General features: G+C 61.8%; 19 protein-coding genes. 9 read left to right on the plus strand and 10 right to left on the minus strand.

Annotated elements, in window-relative coordinates; genetic code table 11:
• Positions 1-69 precede the first annotated feature (69 nt).
• From ACTJLA_RS03570 to ACTJLA_RS03585, 4 genes are all read right to left on the minus strand, one after another.
• Entirely contained in the window at positions 70-3,213 is a 3,144-nt protein-coding gene (locus tag ACTJLA_RS03570) for a CusA/CzcA family heavy metal efflux RND transporter (RefSeq protein ID WP_314550741.1), read from the minus strand.
• A gap of 18 nt (positions 3,214-3,231) precedes the next feature.
• Positions 3,232-4,338 (minus strand): efflux RND transporter periplasmic adaptor subunit, encoded by a 1,107-nt coding sequence (locus ACTJLA_RS03575; RefSeq protein ID WP_096144137.1) that lies wholly within the window; start codon positions 4,336-4,338, stop codon positions 3,232-3,234.
• Between the two features lie 19 nt (positions 4,339-4,357).
• Positions 4,358-5,584, minus strand: a complete 1,227-nt coding sequence (locus tag ACTJLA_RS03580) for a TolC family protein (protein WP_054897169.1) — start codon at positions 5,582-5,584, stop codon at positions 4,358-4,360.
• A gap of 109 nt (positions 5,585-5,693) precedes the next feature.
• Positions 5,694-6,599, minus strand: a complete 906-nt coding sequence (locus ACTJLA_RS03585; RefSeq protein ID WP_057977424.1) for a cation diffusion facilitator family transporter — start codon at positions 6,597-6,599, stop codon at positions 5,694-5,696.
• A 217-nt stretch (positions 6,600-6,816) separates the two neighbouring features.
• On the opposite strand from ACTJLA_RS03585, the gene ACTJLA_RS03590 reads away from it, so the two are divergent.
• On the plus strand, positions 6,817-8,187 hold the full coding sequence (locus ACTJLA_RS03590; protein WP_105225643.1) for a GntT/GntP/DsdX family permease: 1,371 nt from the start codon (positions 6,817-6,819) through the stop codon (positions 8,185-8,187).
• A gap of 3 nt (positions 8,188-8,190) precedes the next feature.
• Here the strand turns inward: ACTJLA_RS03590 and ACTJLA_RS03595 are convergent, their stop codons facing one another.
• Complete coding sequence (locus ACTJLA_RS03595) at positions 8,191-9,480, minus strand: MFS transporter (RefSeq protein WP_054897172.1); 1,290 nt, start codon at positions 9,478-9,480, stop codon at positions 8,191-8,193.
• Between the two features lie 186 nt (positions 9,481-9,666).
• On the opposite strand from ACTJLA_RS03595, the gene ACTJLA_RS03600 reads away from it, so the two are divergent.
• Positions 9,667-11,085, plus strand: coding sequence for a short-chain fatty acid transporter (locus tag ACTJLA_RS03600; RefSeq protein ID WP_003188294.1), 1,419 nt, complete (start codon positions 9,667-9,669; stop codon positions 11,083-11,085).
• Positions 11,086-11,153: 68 nt separating this feature from the next.
• Here the strand turns inward: ACTJLA_RS03600 and ACTJLA_RS03605 are convergent, their stop codons facing one another.
• Entirely contained in the window at positions 11,154-11,309 is a 156-nt protein-coding gene (locus tag ACTJLA_RS03605; RefSeq protein ID WP_365691595.1) for a HepT-like ribonuclease domain-containing protein, read from the minus strand.
• A 63-nt stretch (positions 11,310-11,372) separates the two neighbouring features.
• Positions 11,373-11,663 (minus strand): nucleotidyltransferase family protein, encoded by a 291-nt coding sequence (locus ACTJLA_RS03610; RefSeq protein WP_032893707.1) that lies wholly within the window; start codon positions 11,661-11,663, stop codon positions 11,373-11,375.
• 155 nt (positions 11,664-11,818) lie between these two features.
• Between ACTJLA_RS03610 and acpA the strand changes: the two genes are divergently transcribed.
• The 3 genes from acpA (at position 11,819) to ACTJLA_RS03625 (ending at position 15,468) form a co-directional block, all read left to right on the plus strand.
• Positions 11,819-13,519, plus strand: a complete 1,701-nt coding sequence (gene acpA / locus ACTJLA_RS03615) for an acid phosphatase (protein WP_314550727.1) — start codon at positions 11,819-11,821, stop codon at positions 13,517-13,519.
• Between the two features lie 119 nt (positions 13,520-13,638).
• On the plus strand, positions 13,639-14,808 hold the full coding sequence (locus ACTJLA_RS03620) for a hypothetical protein (protein WP_034128123.1): 1,170 nt from the start codon (positions 13,639-13,641) through the stop codon (positions 14,806-14,808).
• Positions 14,809-14,943: 135 nt separating this feature from the next.
• Positions 14,944-15,468 (plus strand): hypothetical protein, encoded by a 525-nt coding sequence (locus tag ACTJLA_RS03625; RefSeq protein ID WP_034128124.1) that lies wholly within the window; start codon positions 14,944-14,946, stop codon positions 15,466-15,468.
• On the opposite strand, the gene can is transcribed toward ACTJLA_RS03625, so the two are convergent.
• The gene (can, locus tag ACTJLA_RS03630) at positions 15,465-16,109 is read right to left on the minus strand and encodes a carbonate dehydratase (protein WP_003188288.1); all 645 of its coding nucleotides are present in this window, start codon (positions 16,107-16,109) and stop codon (positions 15,465-15,467) included. The two genes, ACTJLA_RS03625 and can, sit on opposite strands and share 4 nt — an antisense overlap.
• Before the next feature lie 138 nt (positions 16,110-16,247).
• On the opposite strand from can, the gene ACTJLA_RS03635 reads away from it, so the two are divergent.
• Positions 16,248-16,652 carry a hypothetical protein gene (locus ACTJLA_RS03635; protein ID WP_054921771.1) on the plus strand — a complete coding sequence of 135 codons (405 nt, stop codon included), beginning with the start codon at positions 16,248-16,250 and terminating at the stop codon, positions 16,650-16,652.
• A gap of 133 nt (positions 16,653-16,785) precedes the next feature.
• Here the strand turns inward: ACTJLA_RS03635 and rimI are convergent, their stop codons facing one another.
• Positions 16,786-17,238: a ribosomal protein S18-alanine N-acetyltransferase gene (gene rimI, locus ACTJLA_RS03640; RefSeq protein ID WP_003188286.1), complete on the minus strand. Its 453-nt coding sequence runs from the start codon at positions 17,236-17,238 to the stop codon at positions 16,786-16,788.
• Complete coding sequence (locus ACTJLA_RS03645) at positions 17,231-17,977, minus strand: hypothetical protein (protein WP_054897178.1); 747 nt, start codon at positions 17,975-17,977, stop codon at positions 17,231-17,233. The genes rimI and ACTJLA_RS03645 overlap by 8 nt, the downstream gene beginning before the upstream one ends.
• 187 nt (positions 17,978-18,164) lie before the next feature.
• Between ACTJLA_RS03645 and mksB the strand changes: the two genes are divergently transcribed.
• The 3 genes from mksB to mksF are packed head-to-tail and all read left to right on the plus strand — an operon-like array spanning position 18,165 to position 22,976.
• On the plus strand, positions 18,165-19,442 hold the full coding sequence (gene mksB / locus ACTJLA_RS03650; RefSeq protein WP_032893713.1) for an Mks condensin complex protein MksB: 1,278 nt from the start codon (positions 18,165-18,167) through the stop codon (positions 19,440-19,442).
• Complete coding sequence (mksE, locus tag ACTJLA_RS03655) at positions 19,432-20,139, plus strand: Mks condensin complex protein MksE (RefSeq protein ID WP_054921767.1); 708 nt, start codon at positions 19,432-19,434, stop codon at positions 20,137-20,139. Before mksB ends, mksE begins: the two co-directional genes overlap by 11 nt.
• Positions 20,136-22,976 carry an Mks condensin complex protein MksF gene (gene mksF, locus ACTJLA_RS03660; RefSeq protein ID WP_034128127.1) on the plus strand — a complete coding sequence of 947 codons (2,841 nt, stop codon included), beginning with the start codon at positions 20,136-20,138 and terminating at the stop codon, positions 22,974-22,976. Before mksE ends, mksF begins: the two co-directional genes overlap by 4 nt.
• Positions 22,977-23,028 lie beyond the last annotated feature (52 nt).

Consider the following 23,028-nt stretch of genomic DNA (forward strand, 5'->3'; position numbering starts at 1 on the left):
GTGGTTTTTTCGCGAGCAAGCTCGCTCCTACAGAGGGTAAGCCCGCACATTGCGGCGTTTTCACGGTTGTCAGGCGGGCTCTTCATCGCGGCGATGAGCCCATTGGTACAACGCCGGCAGCACCAGCAAGGTCAGCAAGGTCGAGGAAATAATCCCGCCAATCACCACCGTCGCCAACGGGCGTTGTACTTCAGCGCCGGTGCCGGTGGCGAGTGCCATGGGGATAAACCCGAGGGACGCCACCAGCGCGGTCATCAGTACCGGGCGCAAGCGGGTCAACGCGCCTTCGTGGATCGCCACCGATAACGAGCGGCCTTCCTCGCGCAGGTTTCGGATGAAGGCGATCATCACCAGGCCATTAAGCACCGCGACGCCCGACAAGGCGATAAAGCCCACACCCGCCGAAATCGACAGCGGAATATCACGCAGCCACAAGGCCATGATCCCGCCGGTGAGCGCGAAGGGGATGCCGGTAAACACCAGCAGGCCGTCCTTGAGGTTGTTGAACATCATGAACAGCAACCCGAACACCAACAGCAACGCTACCGGCACCACGATGCGCAAGCGTTCGGAAGCCTCCTTCAACTGTTCGAACTGGCCACCCCAGGTGGTCCAGTAACCGGCAGGGACTTTCACCTGGGTAGTGATGGCGGCTTCGGCCTCCTCGACAAACGAGCCGATATCGCGCCCACGCACGTTGGCGCTGACGATCACCAGGCGCTTGCCGTTCTCGCGGCTGATCTGGTTGGGGCCCAGCACCAGGTCGAGGCTGGCAACCTGGGACAAGGCGATAAAGCCCAACTGCCCCGAGGTACTACTCGCCAGCGCCGGCACCGGGATCAACAGCCGTGACAAGCCGTCGATATCGGTGCGCAACGTGTCGGACAAGCGCACCACCATGTCAAAACGCCGATCACCCTCGTACAGCGTACCGGCCTGGCGCCCACCGACAGCGACGGCGATGGTGTCCTGCACATCACCCACATTCAGGCCGAAGCGAGCGGCCTTGTCGCGGTCGATATTGATGGTCAGCACCGGCAAGCCGGAGGTCTGTTCCACCTTCACTTCCGAGGCGCCGTTGAGCTTCTGCAAGGTCTCGGCGATTTCCCCGGCAGTCTGGTTGAGCACCGCCATATCATCGCCGAACACCTTCACCGCCACATCGCTGCGCACTCCGGAAATCAGCTCGTTGAAGCGCAACTGGATAGGCTGCGACAGCTCATACACGCTGCCCGGCACAATCGCGCTGGCCCGTTGGATATCGGCGATGATTGCCTCGCGGGACTTCTTCGGGTTCGGCCATTGGTCCTTGGGTTTGAGCATCACGTAGCTGTCGGAAATATTCGGCGGCATCGGGTCGGAGGCGATTTCCGCCGTACCGGTGCGCGCAAACACCCGCTCGATTTCCGGCACTTGGGCCAGTAAGGTTTTTTCCAGTTGCTGCTGCATCTGCACTGATTGGGTCAGGCTGGTGCCAGGCACACGCAGCGCCTGTTGGGCAAAGTCGCCTTCGCTGAGGCTGGGGATAAATTCACTGCCCATGCGGCTGGCGACCAACCCCGACACGACGATGGTCAGTGCGGCCAGGCCGAACACCAGGGGCCGACGCACCATCACCCAGTTGAGCACCGGGTCATACACCCGACGCGCACTGCGCATGACGAAGTTTTCTTCTTCCTTGACCTTGCCGGTGACGAACAACGCAATCGCCGCCGGTACGAAGGTCACCGACAGAATCATCGCGCCGAGCAAGGCAATCACCACGGTGAAGGCCATGGGGTGGAACATCTTCCCGGCCACGCCCGTGAGAGCGAAGATCGGCAGGTACACCACCATGATGATCAACTGCCCGAAGATCAGCGCGCGTCGTGCCTCCTTGGCCGCGGCGAACACTTCGTGCAGGCGTTCACTGCGGGTCAGCAACCGGCCGTGGCGCTGCTGTGCGTGGGCCAGACGGCGGATGGCGTTCTCGACGATCACCACCGCACCGTCAACGATAATGCCGAAGTCCAGCGCGCCCAGGCTCATCAGGTTGGCGCTGACTTTGTTGGTGAACATGCCGGTGAAGGTGAACAGCATCGCCAACGGAATCACCATTGCCGTGATCAGCGCCGCACGGATGTTGCCCAGAAACAGAAACAACACCGCCACCACCAGCAACGCACCTTCGAAGAGGTTTTTCTTCACCGTGGCGATGGCTTTTTCCACCAGGTTGGTGCGGTCGTAAACAGTGACCGCCACCACGCCTTCGGGCAGCGAGCGGTTGATCTCCTCAAGCTTTTTCGCCACCGCCTGGGACACGCTGCGGCTGTTCTCGCCGATCAACATGAACACCGTGCCCAGCACCACCTCACGGCCATTTTCGGTGGCGGCGCCGGTACGCAGCTCACGACCAATGTCGACCTGGGCCACATTGCGCACGCGGATCGGTGTGCCGTCCGAGGTGGTGATGACAATGTTGGCGATGTCGTCGATAGACGCCACCTGGCCAGGCGCGCGGATCAACAACTGTTCGCCGCTGCGCTCGATATAGCCGGCGCCGACGTTGGCGTTGTTGCGCTCCAGCGCCGTGACCAAATCGTTGAGGGTCAGGTTGTAAGCGGCCAGGCGCTTGGGGTCTGGCGCAATCTGATATTCCTTGGCGAAGCCGCCGATGGTATTGATCTCGGCCACGCCTGGCACGTTGCGCAGTTGCGGTTTGATGATCCAGTCCTGGATCACCCGCAGGTCGGTGGGGGTGTAAGGCGTACCGTCCTCTTTGCGCACACCGTCCTCGGCTTCGACGGTCCACAGGAAAATTTCCCCAAGGCCAGTGGAAATCGGCCCCATCGCGGTTTCGATGCCGTCAGGCAATTGCTCACGGGCCACTTGCAGGCGTTCGTTGACCAATTGGCGGGCGAAGAACAGGTCGGTGCCGTCCTTGAAAATCACCGTGACCTGGGACAAACCGGAACGCGACAGCGATCGCGTCTGCTGCAGGCCCGGTAGGCCGGCCATGGCGGTTTCGATGGGAAAGGTGACGCGCTGCTCGGTTTCCAGCGGCGAAAAACCGGCCGCCGCCGAGTTGATCTGCACCTGTACGTTGGTGATGTCAGGCACTGCGTCGATGGGCAGTTTCTGATAGCTGGCGATGCCGACACAGGCCATCAACAGCACCGCCAGCAACACGATGATGCGCTGCTCGATGGCGAATTGGATAAGGCGCTCAAACATGGGGAATCACTCGCAGGATCAATGGGCGTGTTCGGCCGAGCCTTTGCCCAGTTCGGACTTGAGGATGAAGCTGCCAGCCGTCGCCACCTGCGCGCCGGCCTCCAGGCCTTTACGCACTTCGACGTAGCCGTTTTCACTGACGCCCAGTTCAAGATGGCGGGTGATAAAGCCGTCCGCGGTGCGCACAAACACCGAGGGTTTGTCCTCGACGGTCTGGATAGCGGTTTGCGGCACGGCCACCTTGGCCTGATAAGTATCGGTGGCCACTTGCACGGCCACGAACAAGCCCGGGCGCCAGGCGTCATCGGGGTTGGGGACCGTCACGCGCACGGTGGCGGTGCGCGTCTGCTCACCGAGCAAGTTGCCCACATAGGCCACGGTGCCCAGCACTTCGGTGCCCATTTCCGTCGAGCTGACTTTCACCGGTTTGCCCACGCGAACCTTGTTCAAGTCCTTGGGAAATACGCCGAAGGTGACCCACACCTGGGACAGATCCGAGAGGGTAAAGGCATTGCTGGTTTCACTGACCACCTCGCCCACCCCCAGGTGTTTTTCCACCACCACACCGGCGAAGGGCGCACGCAGTTCATAACGATTGCCGCCGGCCAGTACCGCGCTGCCGCTGAGCGCAGTCATTTTTTGCCGCGCATTGTTCAGGGCGATTTCGGCTTCTTGCAGGGTCTGCCGCGCCAGCAGGTAATCCTGTTCGGCAGAGATTTTGTCCTGCCACAACTGACGCTCGCGCTGGAAGGTGGTACGCGCCAGTTCGACCCGGCGCTCACTGGCCGCCAATTCGCTGCGCTGGTCGGAAATCTGCTGGCTGGCGATCACCGCCAACAGCTCACCCTTCTTCACCGACTGGCCCAGGTTGACCTTCACCGCCTCCACCACGCCTGCCGCACGGGGCACGATATGGGAGGTACGGTCTTCATCAAAACGCACTTCGCCCGGCAGCGTCAGCACGGTGCTGATGGCACGCGGTTGCGCCTGGGCCAACTGGATGCCGGCGGCTTGAATCTGCTGCTCGGTGAGTTCGAGCTTGCCTTCTTCTTCCTCGGCGTGGGCGAAGCCGGAAAGCATCAGGCCCAGGGCGACGGCGAGCGCCATGCCATGTTTTTTGTTCATCAGGAGACTCCAGGAAAAATCAAAAGCGGGCGAGGTCGCCGTAAATGCGTTCGATGCGTACCCAGGCCTCGGTGGCCTGGGCGGTGGCCGCAAGGTATTGGGTGCGGGCCGCGATCAAGGTGCGCTGGGCGTCGAGCACGTCGAGGAAGTTGAACTTGCCCATCTCGAAGCCACGGGTGGCGCTGTCTACCGCACTTTGTGCGGCGGGCAGGATCTGCTGGTTGAACGCGCGCACTTCGGTATTTGCCGTTTGCCATAGGTCCAGGGCCTGGCGGGTTTCGGTGCGCAGGCGCAGCTCGGCGGCGTTGCGCAGGTCGCGGGCCTGGTCGGCGCGTCGGGTGGCCGCGAGAATGTTGCCCTGGTTGCGGTTGAACAGCGGGATCGGCATCGACACGCCCACCAGGTTCACCCGTTCGCGCACACTGGCGTCGTATTGGCTGCCGATCGACACGTCCAGGTCAGGAATGCGCTGGGCTTTTTCCAGGCCCACGCTGGCTTCGTTCTGCACAATGCTGAGTTCGGCCAGGCGCAATTCGGCAGTTTGCTCAAGACGTGCCAGCAATGGCGCGGCGGCGGGTAACGCCGGTACCGAGGTGCTTGGCGTGGCGACGGCCTGGAAGTCGGTGGCGGCGCTGCCGGTACTGGTGGCGAGGCGACGGTAGGCGTCAGTGAGGCCAATCTGTGCGCGGTTCAATTCCAGACGGATTTGCGACACCTGCACCTGGGCGCGAGTGGCTTCCACCGGCGACGACTTGCCAGCGGTGACGCGCCCATTGGCGACCACCAGGCCGCGCTCGGCAAGCGTCATGGAGCGTTGCGCCAGGTCAAGGCGTTCCTGGGCGCGCAGGGCGCCGTAGTAGCTGTCGATGACCTCGGCACGCAACTGGTTGCGACGCTGCTCCAGGGTCAGCGCGGCGGCATCCTGGGCGCGGGTGGCCACCTCGATGCGTGCACCGCGCTTGCCGCCCAGTTCAAGGGTCTGGCTGAGTTTGATGCTGGTGGTGCGGCTGTTGCGGCGGGTGTCTTCGGCGTCCCAGGAGGCCACCGGGTTGGGGATTAGGCCGGCCTGTTGCCGGCCGCCTTGGGCGATGTCGATTTCCCATTGTGCGGCCGCCAGGTCCGGGTTGTTGGCGAAGGCGGTTTGCAAGGCTGCATCGAGGGTGAGGGGTTGTGCCTGGGCGGCGTTTGCGGATATCCACACTACCAGTGCCGCCGCCCCCAACAGTGTTCTAACGAAAATTGCCATAACGAGAGTTCCACGCCCATGAAGTCGCTGAGGTTTCCCAGCGGGGGCAATGTAGCTTTCGGTACTTATCAGGGCCGTGGGCGAAAGATTACAAATCCGTTAGCCAGGCTCAGGCATGCACTTCGTCGTGATCGTCATGTTGAAAACCCTCGCCCTCGACCTGGATCGTGGCGTGGGAAATATCGAACTGTTCGTGCAGTAACTCCGTCACTCGACTGAGGATCTGTTGCTCAGTGCCCTGGGACGCATCCGCGACCAGATGCGTACTCAGCACGTTCTTGCCACTGGTGAGGGCCCAGATATGCAGGTCGTGCACGTCCCTGACCCCCGGCACGCTGCGGATGGCCTGCTCCACCTGCTCGATGTCCACACCCTCCGGCACACCTTGCAGCAGGATGTTCATGCTCGCCTTAAGCAACGTCCAGGTGCGCGGCAATACCCAAAAGCCGATGGCGGCCGCGACCACGGAGTCAACCCAACCCCAGCCAGTGAACATGATCACCAGCGCGGCAATGATCACGCCGACGGAGCCCAGCATGTCGCTCCAGACTTCCAGGTAGGCGCCCTTGACGTTAAGGCTCTCGCCACTGGCAGCGCTGAGCAGGCGCATGGAGATCAGGTTGACCACCAGCCCCAGCAGCGCAATCACCAGCATGCCGGTGGACTGGATTTCGGCGGGCGCCTGCAGCCGCTGGTAAGCCTCGTACAAGATGTAGAACGCCACGGCGAACAGCAGTAATGCATTGAAGGCGGCCGCCAGGATCTCGAACCGCGCATAACCGAAGGTGCGCTTGCGATCTGCCGGGCGCTTGGCGACTTGGATCGCCACCAGGGAAATCGCCAGGGCCAGGGCGTCGGTCATCATGTGCGCCGCGTCCGACAACAGCGCCAGGCTGCCGGTGATAAAAGCGCCGATGACTTCGGCCAGCATGAAGCTGCCGGTCAGCCCCAGGGCGATCCATAACTTGCGTTCGTGGCCGGCGCGTACTTGGGCGTGGCTGTGTCCTGCGCTCATGAAATGTCCTCGTGGGTTGGGATGGGGCGGATCATAGAGCTATAGGCCAGATCCACTGGCATGGTTTGCAAAATTGTCATCTGAGCGCCAGAGGGTCGTTAGCTTCGGGCGCACCAAAATCGTTCATGCACGCGTTGGGGAAGATGTATCAGGTATGCTTTTCGGGCCGAAACAAAAAGAAACATATTAGCCAACCTGCTCGATAAGGAGTCCCGTCTTGGAGTTATCGACTGCCGCGTGGATGGTTCACGACACCCGCCTCATGCTCTGCGTGCTGTTGGCGATCGCCAGCATCATTGTGCTAATCAGCGCGACCAAACTGCCGCCCTTCCTGTCGATTTTGATCGGCACCTTTATCGCCGGGGTCGGCGCTGGCCTGCCGCCGGAAGAAGTGGCAAAGGCGTTCAGTAAAGGCGCCGGGGCGATTCTCGGCGAAGCCGGGATCATCATTGCCCTGGGTGCGATGCTCGGCGCGCTGATGGCCGAATCCGGCGCGGCCGACCGTATTGCCACCACGTTGCTCGGGCTGGGCAAAGGCAAGTCATTGCCCTGGGTGATGGCGTTGGTCGCCATGGTGATCGGCCTGCCGCTGTTCTTCGAAGTGGGCCTGGTGATGATGGTGCCGATCATCTTTGTGATGGCCAAGCGTTCGAACCAGCCGTTGCTGAAGATCGCCATCCCTGCACTGGCGGGCATGACCACCTTGCATGCCTTGATGCCACCTCACCCTGGGCCGCTGATTGCCGTAGGCGCATTGCACGCCGACCTGGGCCTGACCATGTTGCTGGGCTTTTGCCTGGCGGTGCCGGCCGTGATCCTGGCCGGGCCGCTGTATGGCAACTGGCTGTCCAAGCGCCTGCACGTGGATGAGCCGGCCGATATCGGCGCCTTGTTCAGCGCACCGCCCAAGGCCCCGCGCCAGCCGAGCTTCGGTGTGTCGCTGCTGATCATTCTGTTGCCGGTAATCCTGATGCTCGGCAGCACCTTGGCTAAAGTCGCGTTGGCGCCGGAAAGCACCCTCGCCCTGGCCTTGAAGTTCCTCGGTGAACCGCTGGTCGCCCTCGGCCTGGCCGTAATCGCCGCGGTCGTCTGCCTGGGTTGGGCGGCGGGCATGCCACGCGCCGACGTCGGCAACACCCTGCGCAAAGCCCTGGCGCCCATCGCCGTACTACTGCTGACTATCGGCGCCGGCGGCGGCCTCAAGCAAACCCTGCTGGACGCCGGCGTCAGCCAGACCATCAGCAAAGTCGCCGAAGGCGCGCACATGCCCTACCTGCTGCTGGCCTGGCTGATCGCCGTGGCCCTGCGCCAGGCCACCGGCTCGGCCACCGTCGCCACCACCACGACCGCCGGCATCCTCGCGCCGATGATGGCCGGGTTGGCGGCGACGCAAAGCTCATTGGTCGCCCTGGCCATCGGCGCCGGCTCGGTGTTCTTCTGCCACGTCAACGACGCCGGGTTCTGGATGGTGCGTGAGTACTTTGGCTTGCAGTTGAAACAGACGATCTGGGTGTGGTCGGTGTTGCAGACGATTGTTTCGGTGGTTGGGTTGGTGGGCACTTTGTTGCTCTGGCACTTCCTGACCTGATCCTCAGGCGGCCAGGCTGTGGCGTTTGCCAAACAACGCCACACTCGCCACCCCCACCGCCCCCATCACCACGCAATACCCCACGCAGATCCACGGGCTGGTCGGCATCAGCGCGATCAATAACAACGGTGTAGTACTTGCCCAGAGTGCATAGGCAATGTTGTAGGTGAAGGAAATGCCCGACACCCGCACCTGCGCCGGAAACAGCCCGACCATCACCGACGGCACCGCGCCCACCACGCCGCAACTCAGGCCCGCCACGGCATACGCCGCACCGAGCCACACACCGCCGGCGATCAGGCTGGCGTACAGCAGCGCAATGCCTACCGGCAGCAACAGGCTGTAGACCAATACCGCGCGCCATGCGCCGATGCGGTCCACCAGCAGGCCGGCGAGCACGCAGCCAATATTCAGGAAGACGATGCCCAGGGCGCTGAGAGCGAAGGTGTGGCTGGGGCTCATGCCGAAGGTTTTCTGCATCATGGTCGGGGTGATGACCACCAGCACTACCACGGCAGACGTCAGCACGCAGGTAAGGATCATCGCCGGCAGCAGCACGGCGCGATGGTCGCGCAGCACGGTGCGCAAGGGCATTTCGGCGGCGGCCTGGCGACGCGCCTGCATCTCCAGGAACACCGGGGTTTCACTGAGCCAGCGGCGCAGCCATACGCCGATCACACCGAATACGCCGCCGAGCAGGAAGGGGAAGCGCCAGGCGTAGTCGAGGATTTCGGCAGGGGTGAAGACTTGCGCGAGCAAGGTGGCGGTCAGCGCCCCCAGCAGGTAACCGAAGGTCAGGCCGGCCTGCAAAAACCCCAAGGCATAGCCACGATGGTGACGCGGTGCGTGCTCGGCGACGAAAGTCCAGGCGCTGGGCACCTCGCCGCCCACCGCTGCGCCTTGCAGTACGCGCAACGCCAGCAGGATCAGCGGGGCGAAATAGCCGATTTGCGCGTAGGTCGGCATGACGCCGATCAGCAGGCAGGGCAAGGCCATCATCAGGATGCTCAAGCTGAATACGCGCTTGCGCCCCAGGTGGTCGGCAAAGTGCGCCATCAGGATGCCGCCCAGTGGACGGGCGAGGTAGCCGGTCACGAAAATGCCGAAGCTTTGCAACAGGCGCAGCCACTCGGGCATTTCCGGCGGGAAGAACAGTTGGCTGAGGGTCAGCGCAAAGAACACGAAGATAATGAAGTCGTAGATTTCCAGGGCGCCGCCGAGGGCGGCCAGGCCCAGGGTTTTGTAGTCGGAGCGGGAAAAACGCTGCGCCCGTGGGGAAAAGGTGGCAGTCATGTGCAGGCTCGGCAGGCAAACAAAATGGCGTGCAGGTTATGAGCTGAGCCCATCGATGGCAATCGTGACGGATATATTTGTTTTACTCATTGATCGTTGAAGATAACAACATTCCCAAATCAATGGCCGTAGAGGAACATGCCGTAAAACTGCCAAACCCCATAATAACTACAAGAGGAAAGACTCGTGGCCGATGCTATCGAAGACAGCCGCTATGCCCGATTTGCCCTGCGTTGCTCCAACTTCGCCGAGCGCTGGTTTCCTGACTCCTGGGTGTTTGCCGCCCTCGCCGTGATTATCGTCGCCGTCGCGACCCTGGGCATGGGCGCCGCACCGGCTGAAGCGGCCAAGGCATTTGGCGATGGGTTCTGGAGCCTGATCCCGTTCACCATGCAGATGGCCTTTGTGGTGATCGGCGGTTACGTGGTCGCCAGCTCACCACCCGCAGTGAAGTTGATCGACCGCCTGGCGCGCATTCCCAAGAATGGCCGTTCGGCCGTGGCCTGGGTAGCGTTGATTTCCATGGTGGCGTCGTTGCTTAACTGGGGCCTGTCCCTGGTGTTCGGCGGTTTGCTGGTGCGGGCATTGGCCCGGCGCACGGATTTGCGCATGGACTACCGTGCCGCTGGCGCTGCAGCGTACCTGGGCCTGGGGGCCGTATGGGCGCTGGGGCTGTCGTCGTCGGCCGCGCAGTTGCAGGCCAACCCGGCCAGCTTGCCGCCGTCGATCCTGTCGATCACTGGGATGATCCCGTTCACCGAGACCATTTTTTTGTGGCAATCCGGCGTGCTGTTGCTGGCGCTGATCGTAGTGTCGCTGATCATCGCCTACGCCACCGCGCCTGGCCCCAACAGCGCCCGGGATGCCAAGGCCTGCGGCATTGACCCGGCCTTCAACCTGCCCAAGCCGCAGGCGCCGACGCGCCCCGGTGAATGGCTGGAACACAGCCCGTTGCTGACGATTCTGCTGGCGTTGCTGGCGGCCGGCTGGCTGTTCCATGAGTTCTCGACCAAGCCGGCGATCAGCGCCATCTCGGGGCTCAATACCTATAACTTCCTGTTCATCATGGTGGGCGCGCTGCTGCACTGGCGCCCGCGCAGCTTCCTCGATGCCGTGGCCCGTGCGGTGCCGACCACCACCGGCGTGCTGATCCAGTTCCCGCTGTACGGCTCGATTGCCGCACTGATGACGGTGGTCAAGGGCGGCGACGGCCAGACTCTGGCGCACCATATCTCGACGTTCTTCACCTCCATCGCCTCCCACGACACCTACGCCCTGCTGATGGGCGTTTACTCAGCAGTGCTGGGCTTCTTCATCCCCTCAGGTGGCGGCAAGTGGATCATCGAAGCGCCGTATGTGATGCAAGTGGCCAATGATCTGCAATACCACCTGGGCTGGGCGGTGCAGATCTACAACGCCGCCGAGGCGCTGCCGAACTTGATCAACCCGTTTTATATGTTGCCGTTGCTGGGTGTGCTGGGGCTGAAGGCACGGGATTTGATCGGGTTTTCGTTCGTGCAGTTGCTGGTGCATACGCCGCTGGTGTTGTTTCTGCTGTGGGCGTTGGGAACGACGCTGAAGTATTTGCCGCCTGTGATGCCCTGAATAACGGGTGACCGCAACTGTTGGTAAACAGTTGCGGTCAAGGATTTACAGGAAGGCGTGCCAATAGATCAGGTAATGCACTCTGTACAAGGAATATGTGAATGGCGTGCCGCGAAGTCCGGATGCTGATCCATGATTTTCGTCGACACTTCACCAATGATGATCAGGCTCATGACCACAGCTTGTTGTGTTCGCCGGTCCTCCAAAAACTCTTCTTTGCTCAAGCCCTCTACAAAAGTGATCGCGTCAGTGGCAGCTTGCCAGATAATCCCCTAGCCGACTTTCCGTCATACTGGCCGGGCCTCCGCTAGCACTTTATCGCGAAACTTCAAAGGCAAGTCGCCAGGCGTAAGCAGGTCGACATTAACGCCGAGCAAGTCCTCAAGCTCGACCTGCAACCCACCGAGATCAAAGAGCGTTGTGCCCGGCGGCGCGTCTACCAGCAAATCAAGATCACTGCCTTCTTGGTCAGTCCCCATCAGTACCGACCCAAATACTCTGGGATTGGAAATACGGAAACGTCCGACCACTTCTCGTACAGCCGTTCGTTGCAGATCAAGTGCAGTTGAAGGTCTCACGACTCACCTCAGTGATGTGCATTAGAAGGGCAGTCTAGCAGCGCTTGAGCCGTGTAGACACGCCCCGCCCATCACACGCGTGTCTTTGTTCCGTCACATTCCATTGCTACCGTCCTGCGAAATATCTTGCAACATCTCGCCAAGGATTCCTCGCAATGAGTGACGAGCACAACGACCACCCTGCCCACGACTGCGCCCCCAAAACGCCGGTAGACACCAGCCGTCGGCGCTTCCTCGGCGGTGCGGCGGTGTTGGGGGTGGGGGCGACCTTGAGTGCCTGCGGCAATACCAGCGAAGCACCGAACCCACCCGTGGCGCGGCCGCTCACGCCCCAGGAACTGGACAAGGCGCTGCGCGAGCAGGTGAAAACCGTGGTGGTGATTTATGCCGAGAACCGCAGCTTCAACAACCTGTTCGCAGATTTCCCCGGGGTGGAGAAACCGCTGTCGGCGTTAACCGCCAAGGACTTCCAGCAGCGCGACCGCGATGGCAGCGTATTGCCTGCCCTGCCACCGAGCTGGGGCGGTGTGTTGCAGGTCGGCCCACAAACGGTGGACGGGGTGACTTACCCCAGCGAAGTGCAATTCCAGCAAAACCTGGCCAACGCGCCGTTCGCCCTCAAAGGCCCGCAGGGCGAAGACCTGCCATTGAGCCTGGTGACCCGCGACCTATGGCACGTGTTCTACCAGAACCAGATGCAGATCAACGGCGGCAAGAATGATGGTTTTGTCGCCTGGGGCGATTCCGGTGGGCTGGTGATGGGCCATTACGCCCAAAGCCGTTATGCCCTGCGCCTGTGGGACGTGGCCAAGGAGTTTGTGCTGTGCGATAACTTCTTCCAGGGCGCGTTTGGTGGCTCGTTCCTTAACCACCAGTACCTGATCAGCGCCACCGCGCCGTTTTATCCCAATGCCGCGCAGTCGGTGGCCAAGGCGCAGATCGCCACGCTGCAAAGCGATGACCCCAGCGGCACGCGCCTAAAGCCCTTGGACACGTCACCGGCCAGCGCCATGACCGGCCCACCACAATTCGGCCCCAGCGCATTGACACCCGATGGTTACGGCGTAAACACCCTGGCCCCACCCTACTGGCCCACCTGGATCCGCGACCCGCAAAACCCGGATTATTCCAAGCCCGACCTGCCCAATGTGCTGGTGCCGCAAACCCACGAGCATATTGGCGACAAGCTGTCGAAGAAGAACATCGACTGGGCCTGGTACGCCGGTGCGTGGCAAGCCACCCTGGAGCAGTTCAAGGACTCCGGCGGCATCCCCAAGATTCCGAATTTCCAGTACCACCACCAGCCGTTCAATTACTTCAAGCAGCAAGGGCCGCAAAACCCGGCAGAACGTGCCAGGCGCCTGCGCGACGGCGGTTTGGGCGATGAGTCAAGCACCAACCGGTTCTTCGCCGACGCCCAGGCCGGCAAGCTGCCCGCCGTGAGCTTCTACAAACCCCAGGGCAACTTGAACATGCACGCCGGTTATGCCGACGTGGCCTCGGGCGACCGCCATATCGCCCGCGCCTTGAAGGTGCTGCAAGAAAGCCCGCAGTGGAAAAACATGGTGGTGGTGGTGACCGTGGATGAAAACGGCGGCTGGTGGGACCACGTGGCGCCGCCCCAGGGTGACCGCTGGGGCCCGGGCTCGCGGGTTCCGGCGCTGGTGGTGTCGCCGTTTGCCCGCAAAGGCACGGTGGACCATACGGTGTACGACACGGCATCGATCCTGCGTTTGATCACCCGGGTGTTCCAGTTGGAAACCCTGGACGGCCTCAAGCAGCGCGATGACGCGATGATCGCGCGCGGCCAGAAACCCATGGGCGATCTGAGCAATGCCTTGCAGTTCAGCCTGTAGGGGCTTATCCAATAACGACATGCCGGGCGATTTAACACGCGATTTTCCCGGTCAGCCGCTACTGTGTGCAGGTGGGCTTCCATCCCGCGCAGACGGGCTTCGCTGACAAGGAATCGACTATGTTTAAACCGACCAGGCTGTCCTTCACCCTCGCCGCACTACTGGCGAGTGCGGTCGTACAGGCCGACATCGAGGTGCCACTGGGCAGCACGCAGCGCGTCACCCAGTTGTTCGCGTACCCCAACAACTGCAATGTGATCTGCTTCCGGCCATGGTCACTGGAGCAGACCGCCGAACACTATTTGAACCAGAGCCTGCAACGTGACGGTTACAGCCGGGCCAAGGTCAGTGTGAAGACCCACGACGGTCAGGTCACGGCGACCTTCAGCGGCGTGCCCGACAGTTACGGCCAGCCACTGACCACGCTGCTCAATACCGCCGACCTGGCTTACCAAGGCGCCAGCCAGCTCAACAGCGATGGCAAATGGGCCTACAACTGGTACCTGTTCCTGCCGTTGGGCATGGCCCTGGAAAACCGCAAAAGCATCGAGCTGTTGCACTTCCCTCCGGATTACTCGCTGACCCAGGCCCAGGATTACCTGGAATCGGCCACCACCGACCGCTGGGCCACCTTGTTAAGCGAAAATGGCGTACCGGCCACGGAAACGCCGGCGTACCAGACCATCATCGATATCGCGCCCATCGCTGCGCCGTCCAATGCCGGCAAAGACCTGGAAACCGTCTACGGGTATTTCACCGACTACCAGACCCGCATGGTCAAGGAACTGAGCCTGCGCCCTGGCGGCGCATTACCCATGGTGGCCTTCGGCGCGCCAGTGCGTAGCTGGATCAAGCAACAATACGGGCAAACCGTGGGCGTGCTGAGCCTGGCGCAGATCAGCCCGGAGCCTGGCAAAACCGTCGCGGTATTGGGCGCCAACCACCCAAGTTACATTTGGTATGCGGCCAGCCCCGACAGCTATGACGGTGATGAACAAAAGGCTGATGACGCCGGTTTGAAAGTGATGGGCCAGGACTTGAGCGCCGCCTGCTGGCAAGCAGGCATGGGCCAGAAACCCGCCAGCGATGCGAACGTATTGCTCAAGGCCTGCCTGAACACTTGGCAAGTCACGCGCAAGGAGCAGACGTGTGAATTGTTCTACACCTCGGTGCGCCACCTGACGCCTGAGCAGGCCAACGCCAAGTGCGCCACAGCGCCTATCAAAGCGCAGTTGAAACTGTTGAGAAATGCCGCTCCCACGCCCACCGTCATAGCCCCCGCGCTTTAAGGCGAAGAAACCGTTTCTACTGTCAACTTTGACAGTAGAAACCGGATCCCACTTCGGCGAATCTAGGGCCGCGCCCATTTGCTGCAAGACTGGCCGTCACACCCGCAGGTCCATGCAGCCCCGCTCAGGAGAGTGATGAAAACTCGAGCCATGGATAAGGCTGAAACGGCTGTGAATGACTGCCTCTATCCCTTCAAGACGCTGCTCGTGGAACAGGGTTACCCCTCGACCGAGCACTTTGAGGTCAAGCAAGAGGCTGAAGGGGTTGCGGCCAGGGTCACGGCGCGCGTGGCCTTTGAGAGTCGCACGCGCATTGCTAAGGTTTCCGGTTATGCCGTGAGCGAACGGCGCCCGTACACGCTGCAACTGTCACCCCGCATCCACTTGTACGATTGTTGGCTCTGCGGCCTGTTACAGCACTCCTGCAACCCGAACGTGTTTCTAGACACGACGTACCTGGAGCTATGGACGGTGCAACCCATCGGCGCCGGCAGCTTGCTGACGCTGGATTACGCCACCACCGAAGACACACTGGCCCGGCAGTTCGCTTGCCATTGCGGCGAGCTGAACTGCCGGGGCTGGATCACCGGCAGCAAGGAGCCGCTGAACGCCGAAGGCCAGGCCTTCATGGCCTGGTGGCGTGAGCACAAACGACCTTAGGCTTCGCCCAACGGACGCAGGCGGTATTGCGGCGGCAGTTGCTCGAAGCCACTGATGGTGGTGTTCAAACTCTTCCAGCGACCGTCCTTGATGCCATAGATGCAGCCATGGATCGACAGGCTCTGCCCACGATGCCAGGCATTTTGCACAATGCTGGTGTGGCCGACGTTGGCCACCTGCTGGATCACGTTGAGCTCGCACATGCGGTCCACACGCTCTTCTTCGGTCGGCAACTGGGCCAGCACATCGCGGTTTTCGTAGTAAAGGTCGCGAATGGTGCGTAGCCAGCCGTCGATCAGGCCGAACTGACGGTCCTGCATCGACGCACGCACGCCGCCACAGCCGTAGTGACCGGTGACGAGGATGTGTTTGACCTTGAGCACGTCCACCGCGTACTGGATCACCGACAGGCAGTTGAGGTCAGTGTGCAGCACCACGTTGGCCACGTTGCGATGCACAAACAGATCACCGGGCAACATGCCGACGATCTCGTTGGCCGGTACACGGGCATCGGAGCAGCCGATCCACAGGTATTCCGGGGTTTGCTGGCGGGCGAGCTTGGCGAAGAATTCGGGATCTTCCTGTTTGATCGCGTCCGCCCAGCGTTCGTTGTTATCAAGCAGGTCTTGTAGTTCGTTCATCAGGGAAGCCTCAGGAATGATGCGCAGGTTTGTGACTGACAAGCCCTCGTCCGGGTCACGCCAGGCGCTAATTAGCTTGAATTTTTTGGCTGCCATGCCTGTCCACACACTATAAGCCCCACAGTATGAGGATTGGCCATGACTGAATCACGACGTCCCTACGGCGCAACGCAGCCGGAACCGATCGATGACAACGAAGACCGCATGGGTGAGATGCGCGAGCTGGATTTTGACGAGCAGGACCAGACTGCGGAAATCGGCGACGAGCTGCCCCGCCGTGAGCGCGACCATCTGATGCCCGACGAACGGGTGCGCGAAGCCGGGCTGACCGGCGCATCGACGGATGATCATGAATCCACCGACGACGATATGAGCCCGGAGACGCTGATCCGTGAGGACGGCGCGCGGGATGCGCAGGAGGAAGGCGAAGACAATGCCGCCGACTATGACTTGAGCGTCGTGGGAGAAAATGACATTGGTGGCGGGAATGGGTTGGATGAGGCGGAACTGGCTGATCTGGACCCGCTGAACCGCAAGCCCTGATCGATCATCACCCTATGTAGGTGTAGGAGCGAGCTTGCTCGCGAAAAAACCACCGGCGCCGCGGTCATCCAGGAAGCACGCGTTATCGTTGACGTTTTTCGCGAGCAAGCTCGCTCCTACAGCTCACGGTTGTTCAGTCGACGAGGGTGCAGGCCATCACGACTGCATCTTCGCGGCCACCCACCGCCGGGTAGTAATCCCGGCGACGGCCGATCTCGTTGAAGCCATAACGCTCATACAGGCGAAACGCGCCGGTATTGCTGTCCCGCACTTCGAGGAAGCATTCTCGCGCATTGGCGGCATAGGCACGCGACATCAAATGCTCCAGCAGCGCCAGGCCCAAACCTCGGCCCTGGTTTTCCGGCTTCACAGTAATGTTCAGCAAGTGCGCTTCATCGAGAATGATCTGCACCACCCCGTGCCCCACTTGCTGCTCGCCTTCGAACATCAGCCAGATCTGGTACTTGCCCAGCCCGTCGAGAAAAATCCCGCGGGTCCAGGGGTGGCTGAACGCCGCGTATTCGATTTTCAGCACGGCGTCGAGGTCGGCCTCGGTCATCGGGCGAAAGGATAAAGCCTCACTCATCAGTTGTTTTCCAGCGCGCCATCAGCCGGCGCATGGCTTGCCAGACATCAGCCTTACGCTGTGGCTCTTCCATTAATAATTCCAGGCCCGGCAGGGCCCACACCGAACCCAGGCCTTCAACCTGCAGCTCGCGGTACCAGGCCTCGGCGTTGGCTTCACCGGCAAACCGCACAGCGGGCAGGCCGATCAGCCACAGGCACACGCAAGGCTCGTCTTCCAGGCGTGCCGAGACAAACCCCTGGACGAAATCTCGTGCGGCCTCGGGGCCCTGGTCCATGGTGCCGCGCACCAGCAGCGGCCAGCGCACCGGCTCACCGACGATTTGCGGGCTGTCGGGCAGGCCGGCGGCGCGCAGCATGTCCTTGAGCAAAAGGTAGGCCGGGTCGCGGGACTGGAAACGTTCGCCGGTCGGCAGTTCCACCAGCAACAGGCAACGCCCGGCCCGCAGCAATTGCAGGGCAAAGCGTGGCGGCGGCACGACCGGCGCCTTGGCCACCGGCGCAGCCTCCTCCACCACCTTGGCAGCTTTGGTCACCGGCGCAGGGCGCGGCACTTCGATCTTGGCCCGTTCGACCACCGGGCGCGTCTCAGGGGTGGGCTTGACCACCGCCACGGGCGCGGCCGCTTCTTCCCCCGACGACTCGAACGCCTCATAAGGCTCAAGCGCCTGCAACAACTCGGGCCGCGACGGCGCGGCAAACGGCAGTTCGGTGCGGGGCAGCCAGTTGACCACCTGCATGGCGGTCAAGTAAGCGCGACGTCGGGACTCGATAAGCACAGCTCGGCCACTTGTGGATAAGTAAAGAGCGGGGATTCTACCGCTGTTCGGCAACAATCGCCCACTGCGCACTGACCGGCTGTGGATAAATCCCGCGCCTGATGCAGTACAATCGCGACTTTTAATCGCCAACCAGCCGGCCATTCCCATGATCGAACCCAAGCGCGTCCTGCGCGCCCTCGCCGAACACTGGGCCTTACTTGAGCCTCTGTGCGAACACTTCGACCAAGGCACCCTGAGCCTGGCCGAGCTGCGCGCACAGTTGGCCGCCCAACAACTGGACAGCACGCCCCAGGACATCACCAGCCTACTGGACGTGTGGATTCGCCTGGATATCCTGGTGCCTGTCGCCAAGAGCCCGAACCGTTTCGAGCTCAACGCGCAGATCCACGACTTCCTCGCCTATCTTCGCAAGGAGCACCGGCTTGGCCTGTGCCTGGAAATCGAAGCCTACCTGCGCCACCTGGAGCGTCTGGCCGGTTACATCCAGGACGCCTTCGACATCCGTGACGGCCACGACCTGGCCCGGCAACTGCGCCTTCTGGATATGCGCGTGCGCGATGTGCTCAAAAAACTCGCCAACGACGAACAGGCCCTCGCCGCCGTGGCCGACCGCGCCAAGACCAGCGACCGCCAGATCCCGTTGCGCCAGCGTTACGCCGAGGTATTGGCGACCTGGGACGAATACGTCGAGCCGATGATCCAACTGGTGAACGCCGACGGCGCCTTCGAGCAAGGCGTACGCAAGGTGGAAAACGTGCTGCTGCGCATGCTCACCGAGCAACAGCGTCTTGGCCACCTGGTAGATGACGACATGCTGCTGCGCACCCATGCGCGCATCCTCGAGATGCAAACCAGCGCCCAGCTGACCTTGCGCCATGCGCGGGAGTTGCTGCTGCCGCTGCGTGAAGAAGCACGCCGGCATAACGCCGTGACTCGCGGTGCGGCGCTGGCCCTGTCGGCGATTCGCCGCAAAGGCCTGGACGCGGTGCCGCAAGCGGCGATGCCGATGTTCACCCGGCCGCAAAGCACCTTTTTGGGCAGTGCGAGCCAGGTCGAGGCCTATGTGTATGCCCTGGCCAATTTCGAACCCAAGCCGGCGCGTTTCCCCAAGGCGCACAAGTCCCACAAAGGCGAAGCCCAGCGCGCACCGCGTACGGTCAAGGAAATGCTCGAACGCTGCGAAGACGCGCTGCCGATGCCCGACCTGATGACCTGGCTGCTGGAGCAGGAACCGGACGGCGCCACCGATGAATTGCTGTACTGGTTCTCGCGCCTGTCCCGGGAAAAACGCTTCAAGCGCGAGCGCCTGGAACGTCGCGATTACCACACCCACGAGCACCAGGTCAGCCTGCGCTCCTTCGCCCTGCTCCCGGCCGGCGTCGATGCCACCGAGAATTCTGCGAGCACGCCTTATGCATCTTGATCTATCCGAACTGTCCCAGCTGGCGCCGATCTTTCGCGAGCTGTTCAAGGGTTACCACGTCAGCCGTCGCGACCCGGAGCTGTACGCGCAATTGTCGAACTTCCAGGACCAGTACCGCACGCTGTTCAAGGCCCTGGGCTTTGAGCTGGTGTGCGATACCCGCGGCTTCTATTACTTCGTGCCGGACACTGCCGTGGCTGCCGCGCAGGTGAACAAAACCGCCCAGCGCCTGGCCCTGTTCACCTTCATCATCGTCGAACACCTGGCCGACCAGGGTCGCGACCCGATTGCGGTGCTCGACGGCGGCAGCCTGGGCCGCGATGAATTGCCTTCGTTGCTGGAGAAATACCGTGACCTGTTTATCCAGGCCGAGGTACAGACCCAGGAAGAGCTCGAAGAAAAAATCATGCGCCGCATGACCCAACTGGGTTTTGCCAGCGAAGACAACGGTATCTACCGCTTCCTGCCGCCGATGCACCGCTTCCTGGATGTGTGCCTGTCGGTGCAGCAGGACCGCGACCTTGCCGCCAGCGTACATAGCGTACTGCCGCTGCCGGCACCGGTGATATTCGACGAAGACAGCGACGAGAAACTGCTGAAGACCGATGACCCGCTGGATCTGAGCGCCTTCACCGAAGAAAGCGAAGAAGATGCCCTGGCCCGTGCCATTGCCGAAGAACAGGAGACCGACGCATGAGTAAGGAACGCTACGGCATCCGCCGCTTCGCCCTATTGAACACCGCCGGTTACAGCCTGGGCTTGTTCCCGCTGGAAGAACCGCTGTCGGTGTACGGCGCCAACAACCTGGGTAAATCCGCCTCGATCAACGCCTTGCAATTCCCGATCCTGGCACGCATGTCGGACATGAGCTTCGGCAAGTACACCCTGGAACAATCGCGGCGTTTCTACTTTGCCACCGACACCAGCTACATCCTGGTAGAAGTCTCTCTGCCCCACGGCCCGCACGTTATCGGCGTGGTCGGCCGCGGCCCGGGCGGCGGCTTTGGTCACCAGTTCTTTGCCTACGCCGGCAAGCTGGACCTTACCCACTACCAGAAAAACGACACCTGCCTGCGTCAGAAAGAGCTGTTCACCAACCTTGAGCGCGAGGGCCTGAAAGCCTACGAACTCAAGCCCGATGAACTGCGGCGCTTGCTGGTGGGCGGGCATACGTCGGTCCCGCTGGACCTGACGCTGATTCCGCTGCGCTCCACCAGCGAGCAGAGCCTGAAGACGTTCCGCGCGCTGTTTATCAACCTGCTGCACATGCGCGAAATCACCGCGGCCAAGCTCAAGCAACTGTTCCTTGATGCCTTCGAACACAGCCTGCGTTCGGGCAGTGTCGACTACATCGCGGCCTGTGAAGAAGCCTTCCGTGATGTGCGACGCATGGAGCAGGACTACAACTCGCTGGTGGCTGCCGGCCCCTTGGTTGAAGCCCTGGCCAATGGCGTGAAACAGCGCGACGCCCTGCGCGGCAAACTGCATCGCCTGTCGCCGCTGCTGGATTCGTTGCTGGGCACCTGGTCGGACTACGCCAGTGCGCGCAAGGAAGAGCTGACCATCCAGGCCGAACACTACCGCAACGAGCAGGACGCGCTGCAAAACGACCAGCGCGGCGGCACACAGGAGCTGATGCGCCTGGAGCGGGAAATCAGTGGCATCCAGCGTTGGTTGGGCGAGTTGTCCGTGCTCAAGCACCGCTTTGCCCTGGTGGATGACGTCAAGATGCTGGAGCAGCAATTGCTCGCCGCCAAGGATGCCCACGATGAACTGGCGGGCGCCTTGGCGCAGTCGCGGCAGTTCAGCGCCGAGGACTTGGAAGAACGCCTGCGCGACCTGGAAAAGCGCTTGAAGTCGGTCAAGCAGCAACTCGATCACGCGGACAACAACAGCTACGCCAAGCTGCGCGAAGAATTTTCGCAGCAGGATGTCGAGCGCCTGATGCGCCTGTTCAACAGCTCGCTGTTCAGCTTGCCGCTGGGCGAACATGGCATCACGCTGGACGAGGACGGCCAGTGGGTCAAATCCCTGGAGCAGATTCTCGATGGCTTCAAGGGCGAGCGCTTTGAGGTGCCGGGGCTGTCCATCGACATCTCGCACATCGAGCCGCCGGCACTGCAAGCCCTGGCGGATCGCGCCGCGTTGCGTGACCAGAAAGAGCGCCTGGAAAAAGAGCTCAAGCAACTGAAAACCCAGCAGGCCGTGGCGTCCGACCGCGCCGCAAGCAAGACCCAGACCGAAGCGCTGTACCAGCAGGTACTGGATGCCCAAAAGGCCCTGGAAGACTTCCGCCGCACCCAGACCCTGAGCGCCGAAGAAGGCGAGAAGCTGGAAAACCTGGCGCAGATGGAAGCGGCCCAGGACGAGTTGAAGCGTTCCAGCGATGCCTTTACCGAGCGCGTCCAGCAACTGTCGGCCAAGCTGCAACTGGTCGGCCGTCAGATCGGCGATATGGAAGCCAAGCAACGCACGCTGGATGACGCGTTGCGCCGTCGTCAGCTGTTGCCGGCGGACCTGCCGTTCGGTACGCCGTTCATGGACCCGGTCGACGACTCCATGGACAACCTGCTGCCGCTGCTCAATGACTATCAGGACAGCTGGCAGGGTTTGCTGCGCGCCGATGGCCAGATCGAAGCGCTGTACGCCCAGGTGCGTCTCAAGGGCGTGGCCAAGTTCGACAGTGAGGATGATGTCGAGCGTCGTCTGCAACTGCTGATCAACGCCTATGCGCACCGTACCGACGAGGCGCTGACCCTCGGCAAGGCGCGCCGTGCAGCGGTCACCGACATCGCCCGTACCCTGCGCAACATCCGTAGTGACTACGACAGCCTGGAACACCAGTTGGCGTTGTTCAACCGTGAGATCAACAAGCGCCAGGTCTCCAACCTGCAAAGCTTCCGCATCGTACTGGCGCCGAACAAGGAAGCGCTCAAGCATATCGACCAGATCATCCACAGTGCCGGTCAGTATGAAGAAGGCGAGACCCTCTCGGTGTTCGACCTCAGCCAGAGCGCCGAACAGGACAACAAGAACGAAGAAGCCAAGGAATACCTGGCTCGCCTGGTCGCCGCCAACCATAACCAGTTGGGCCTCAAGGATTTGTTCGAATTGGCGTTCGAAATCACCAAGGTCAACGGCCAGCCGGTGATCCATACCGACATCGACGGCGCTGCGTCCAACGGCACTACCATGACCATCAAGGCGCTGACCAACATGTACTTGTTGCTGCACCTGATGGACCGCGACCAGGCCGGTCGCGTGCGGTTGCCGTACTACCTCGATGAAGCGGCAGACATCGATGAGAAGAACCAGGCAGCACTGCTGGAAACCAGCCTGCAATTGGGCTTTGTACCGATCCTGGCGAGTGTGAAGCCGCAGGTGTCCGCCCAGGTGGCGATCGACCTGGAGGGCGGCAGCGGGCCGAACGGGATCTACATTGATGAGGCGGACTGGAAGTACATCCGTCGCCATGATGTGGTGAAGGCGACGATGAATGTGCAGGCGGACGAGCCGGAGCTGGATGAAGTCTGACGGGCTGTACTGAAAGGCAAAAAGGCCGCGATCTTTTGGGATCGCGGCCTTT

It is taken from the genome of Pseudomonas sp. 22072, from assembly GCF_052046095.1.
Lineage (GTDB): Bacteria > Pseudomonadota > Gammaproteobacteria > Pseudomonadales > Pseudomonadaceae > Aquipseudomonas > Aquipseudomonas paracarnis.

Bases quoted from the DNA above. Each gene is read 5' to 3' on its own strand.
- mksE (WP_054921767.1), top strand. From the start codon at position 19,432: ATGCATCTTGATCTATCCGAACTGTCCCAGCTGGCGCCGATCTTTCGC.
- mksB (WP_032893713.1), top strand. From the start codon at position 18,165: ATGATCGAACCCAAGCGCGTCCTGCGCGCCCTCGCCGAACACTGGGCC.
- ACTJLA_RS03580 (WP_054897169.1), bottom strand. From the start codon at position 5,584: ATGGCAATTTTCGTTAGAACACTGTTGGGGGCGGCGGCACTGGTAGTG.
- can (WP_003188288.1), bottom strand. From the start codon at position 16,109: ATGAACGAACTACAAGACCTGCTTGATAACAACGAACGCTGGGCGGAC.
- ACTJLA_RS03620 (WP_034128123.1), top strand. From the start codon at position 13,639: ATGTTTAAACCGACCAGGCTGTCCTTCACCCTCGCCGCACTACTGGCG.
- ACTJLA_RS03625 (WP_034128124.1), top strand. From the start codon at position 14,944: ATGAAAACTCGAGCCATGGATAAGGCTGAAACGGCTGTGAATGACTGC.
- ACTJLA_RS03575 (WP_096144137.1), bottom strand. From the start codon at position 4,338: ATGAACAAAAAACATGGCATGGCGCTCGCCGTCGCCCTGGGCCTGATG.
- rimI (WP_003188286.1), bottom strand. From the start codon at position 17,238: ATGAGTGAGGCTTTATCCTTTCGCCCGATGACCGAGGCCGACCTCGAC.
- ACTJLA_RS03585 (WP_057977424.1), bottom strand. From the start codon at position 6,599: ATGAGCGCAGGACACAGCCACGCCCAAGTACGCGCCGGCCACGAACGC.
- ACTJLA_RS03570 (WP_314550741.1), bottom strand. From the start codon at position 3,213: ATGTTTGAGCGCCTTATCCAATTCGCCATCGAGCAGCGCATCATCGTG.
- acpA (WP_314550727.1), top strand. From the start codon at position 11,819: ATGAGTGACGAGCACAACGACCACCCTGCCCACGACTGCGCCCCCAAA.
- ACTJLA_RS03645 (WP_054897178.1), bottom strand. From the start codon at position 17,977: ATGCAGGTGGTCAACTGGCTGCCCCGCACCGAACTGCCGTTTGCCGCG.
- ACTJLA_RS03635 (WP_054921771.1), top strand. From the start codon at position 16,248: ATGACTGAATCACGACGTCCCTACGGCGCAACGCAGCCGGAACCGATC.
- ACTJLA_RS03595 (WP_054897172.1), bottom strand. From the start codon at position 9,480: ATGACTGCCACCTTTTCCCCACGGGCGCAGCGTTTTTCCCGCTCCGAC.
- mksF (WP_034128127.1), top strand. From the start codon at position 20,136: ATGAGTAAGGAACGCTACGGCATCCGCCGCTTCGCCCTATTGAACACC.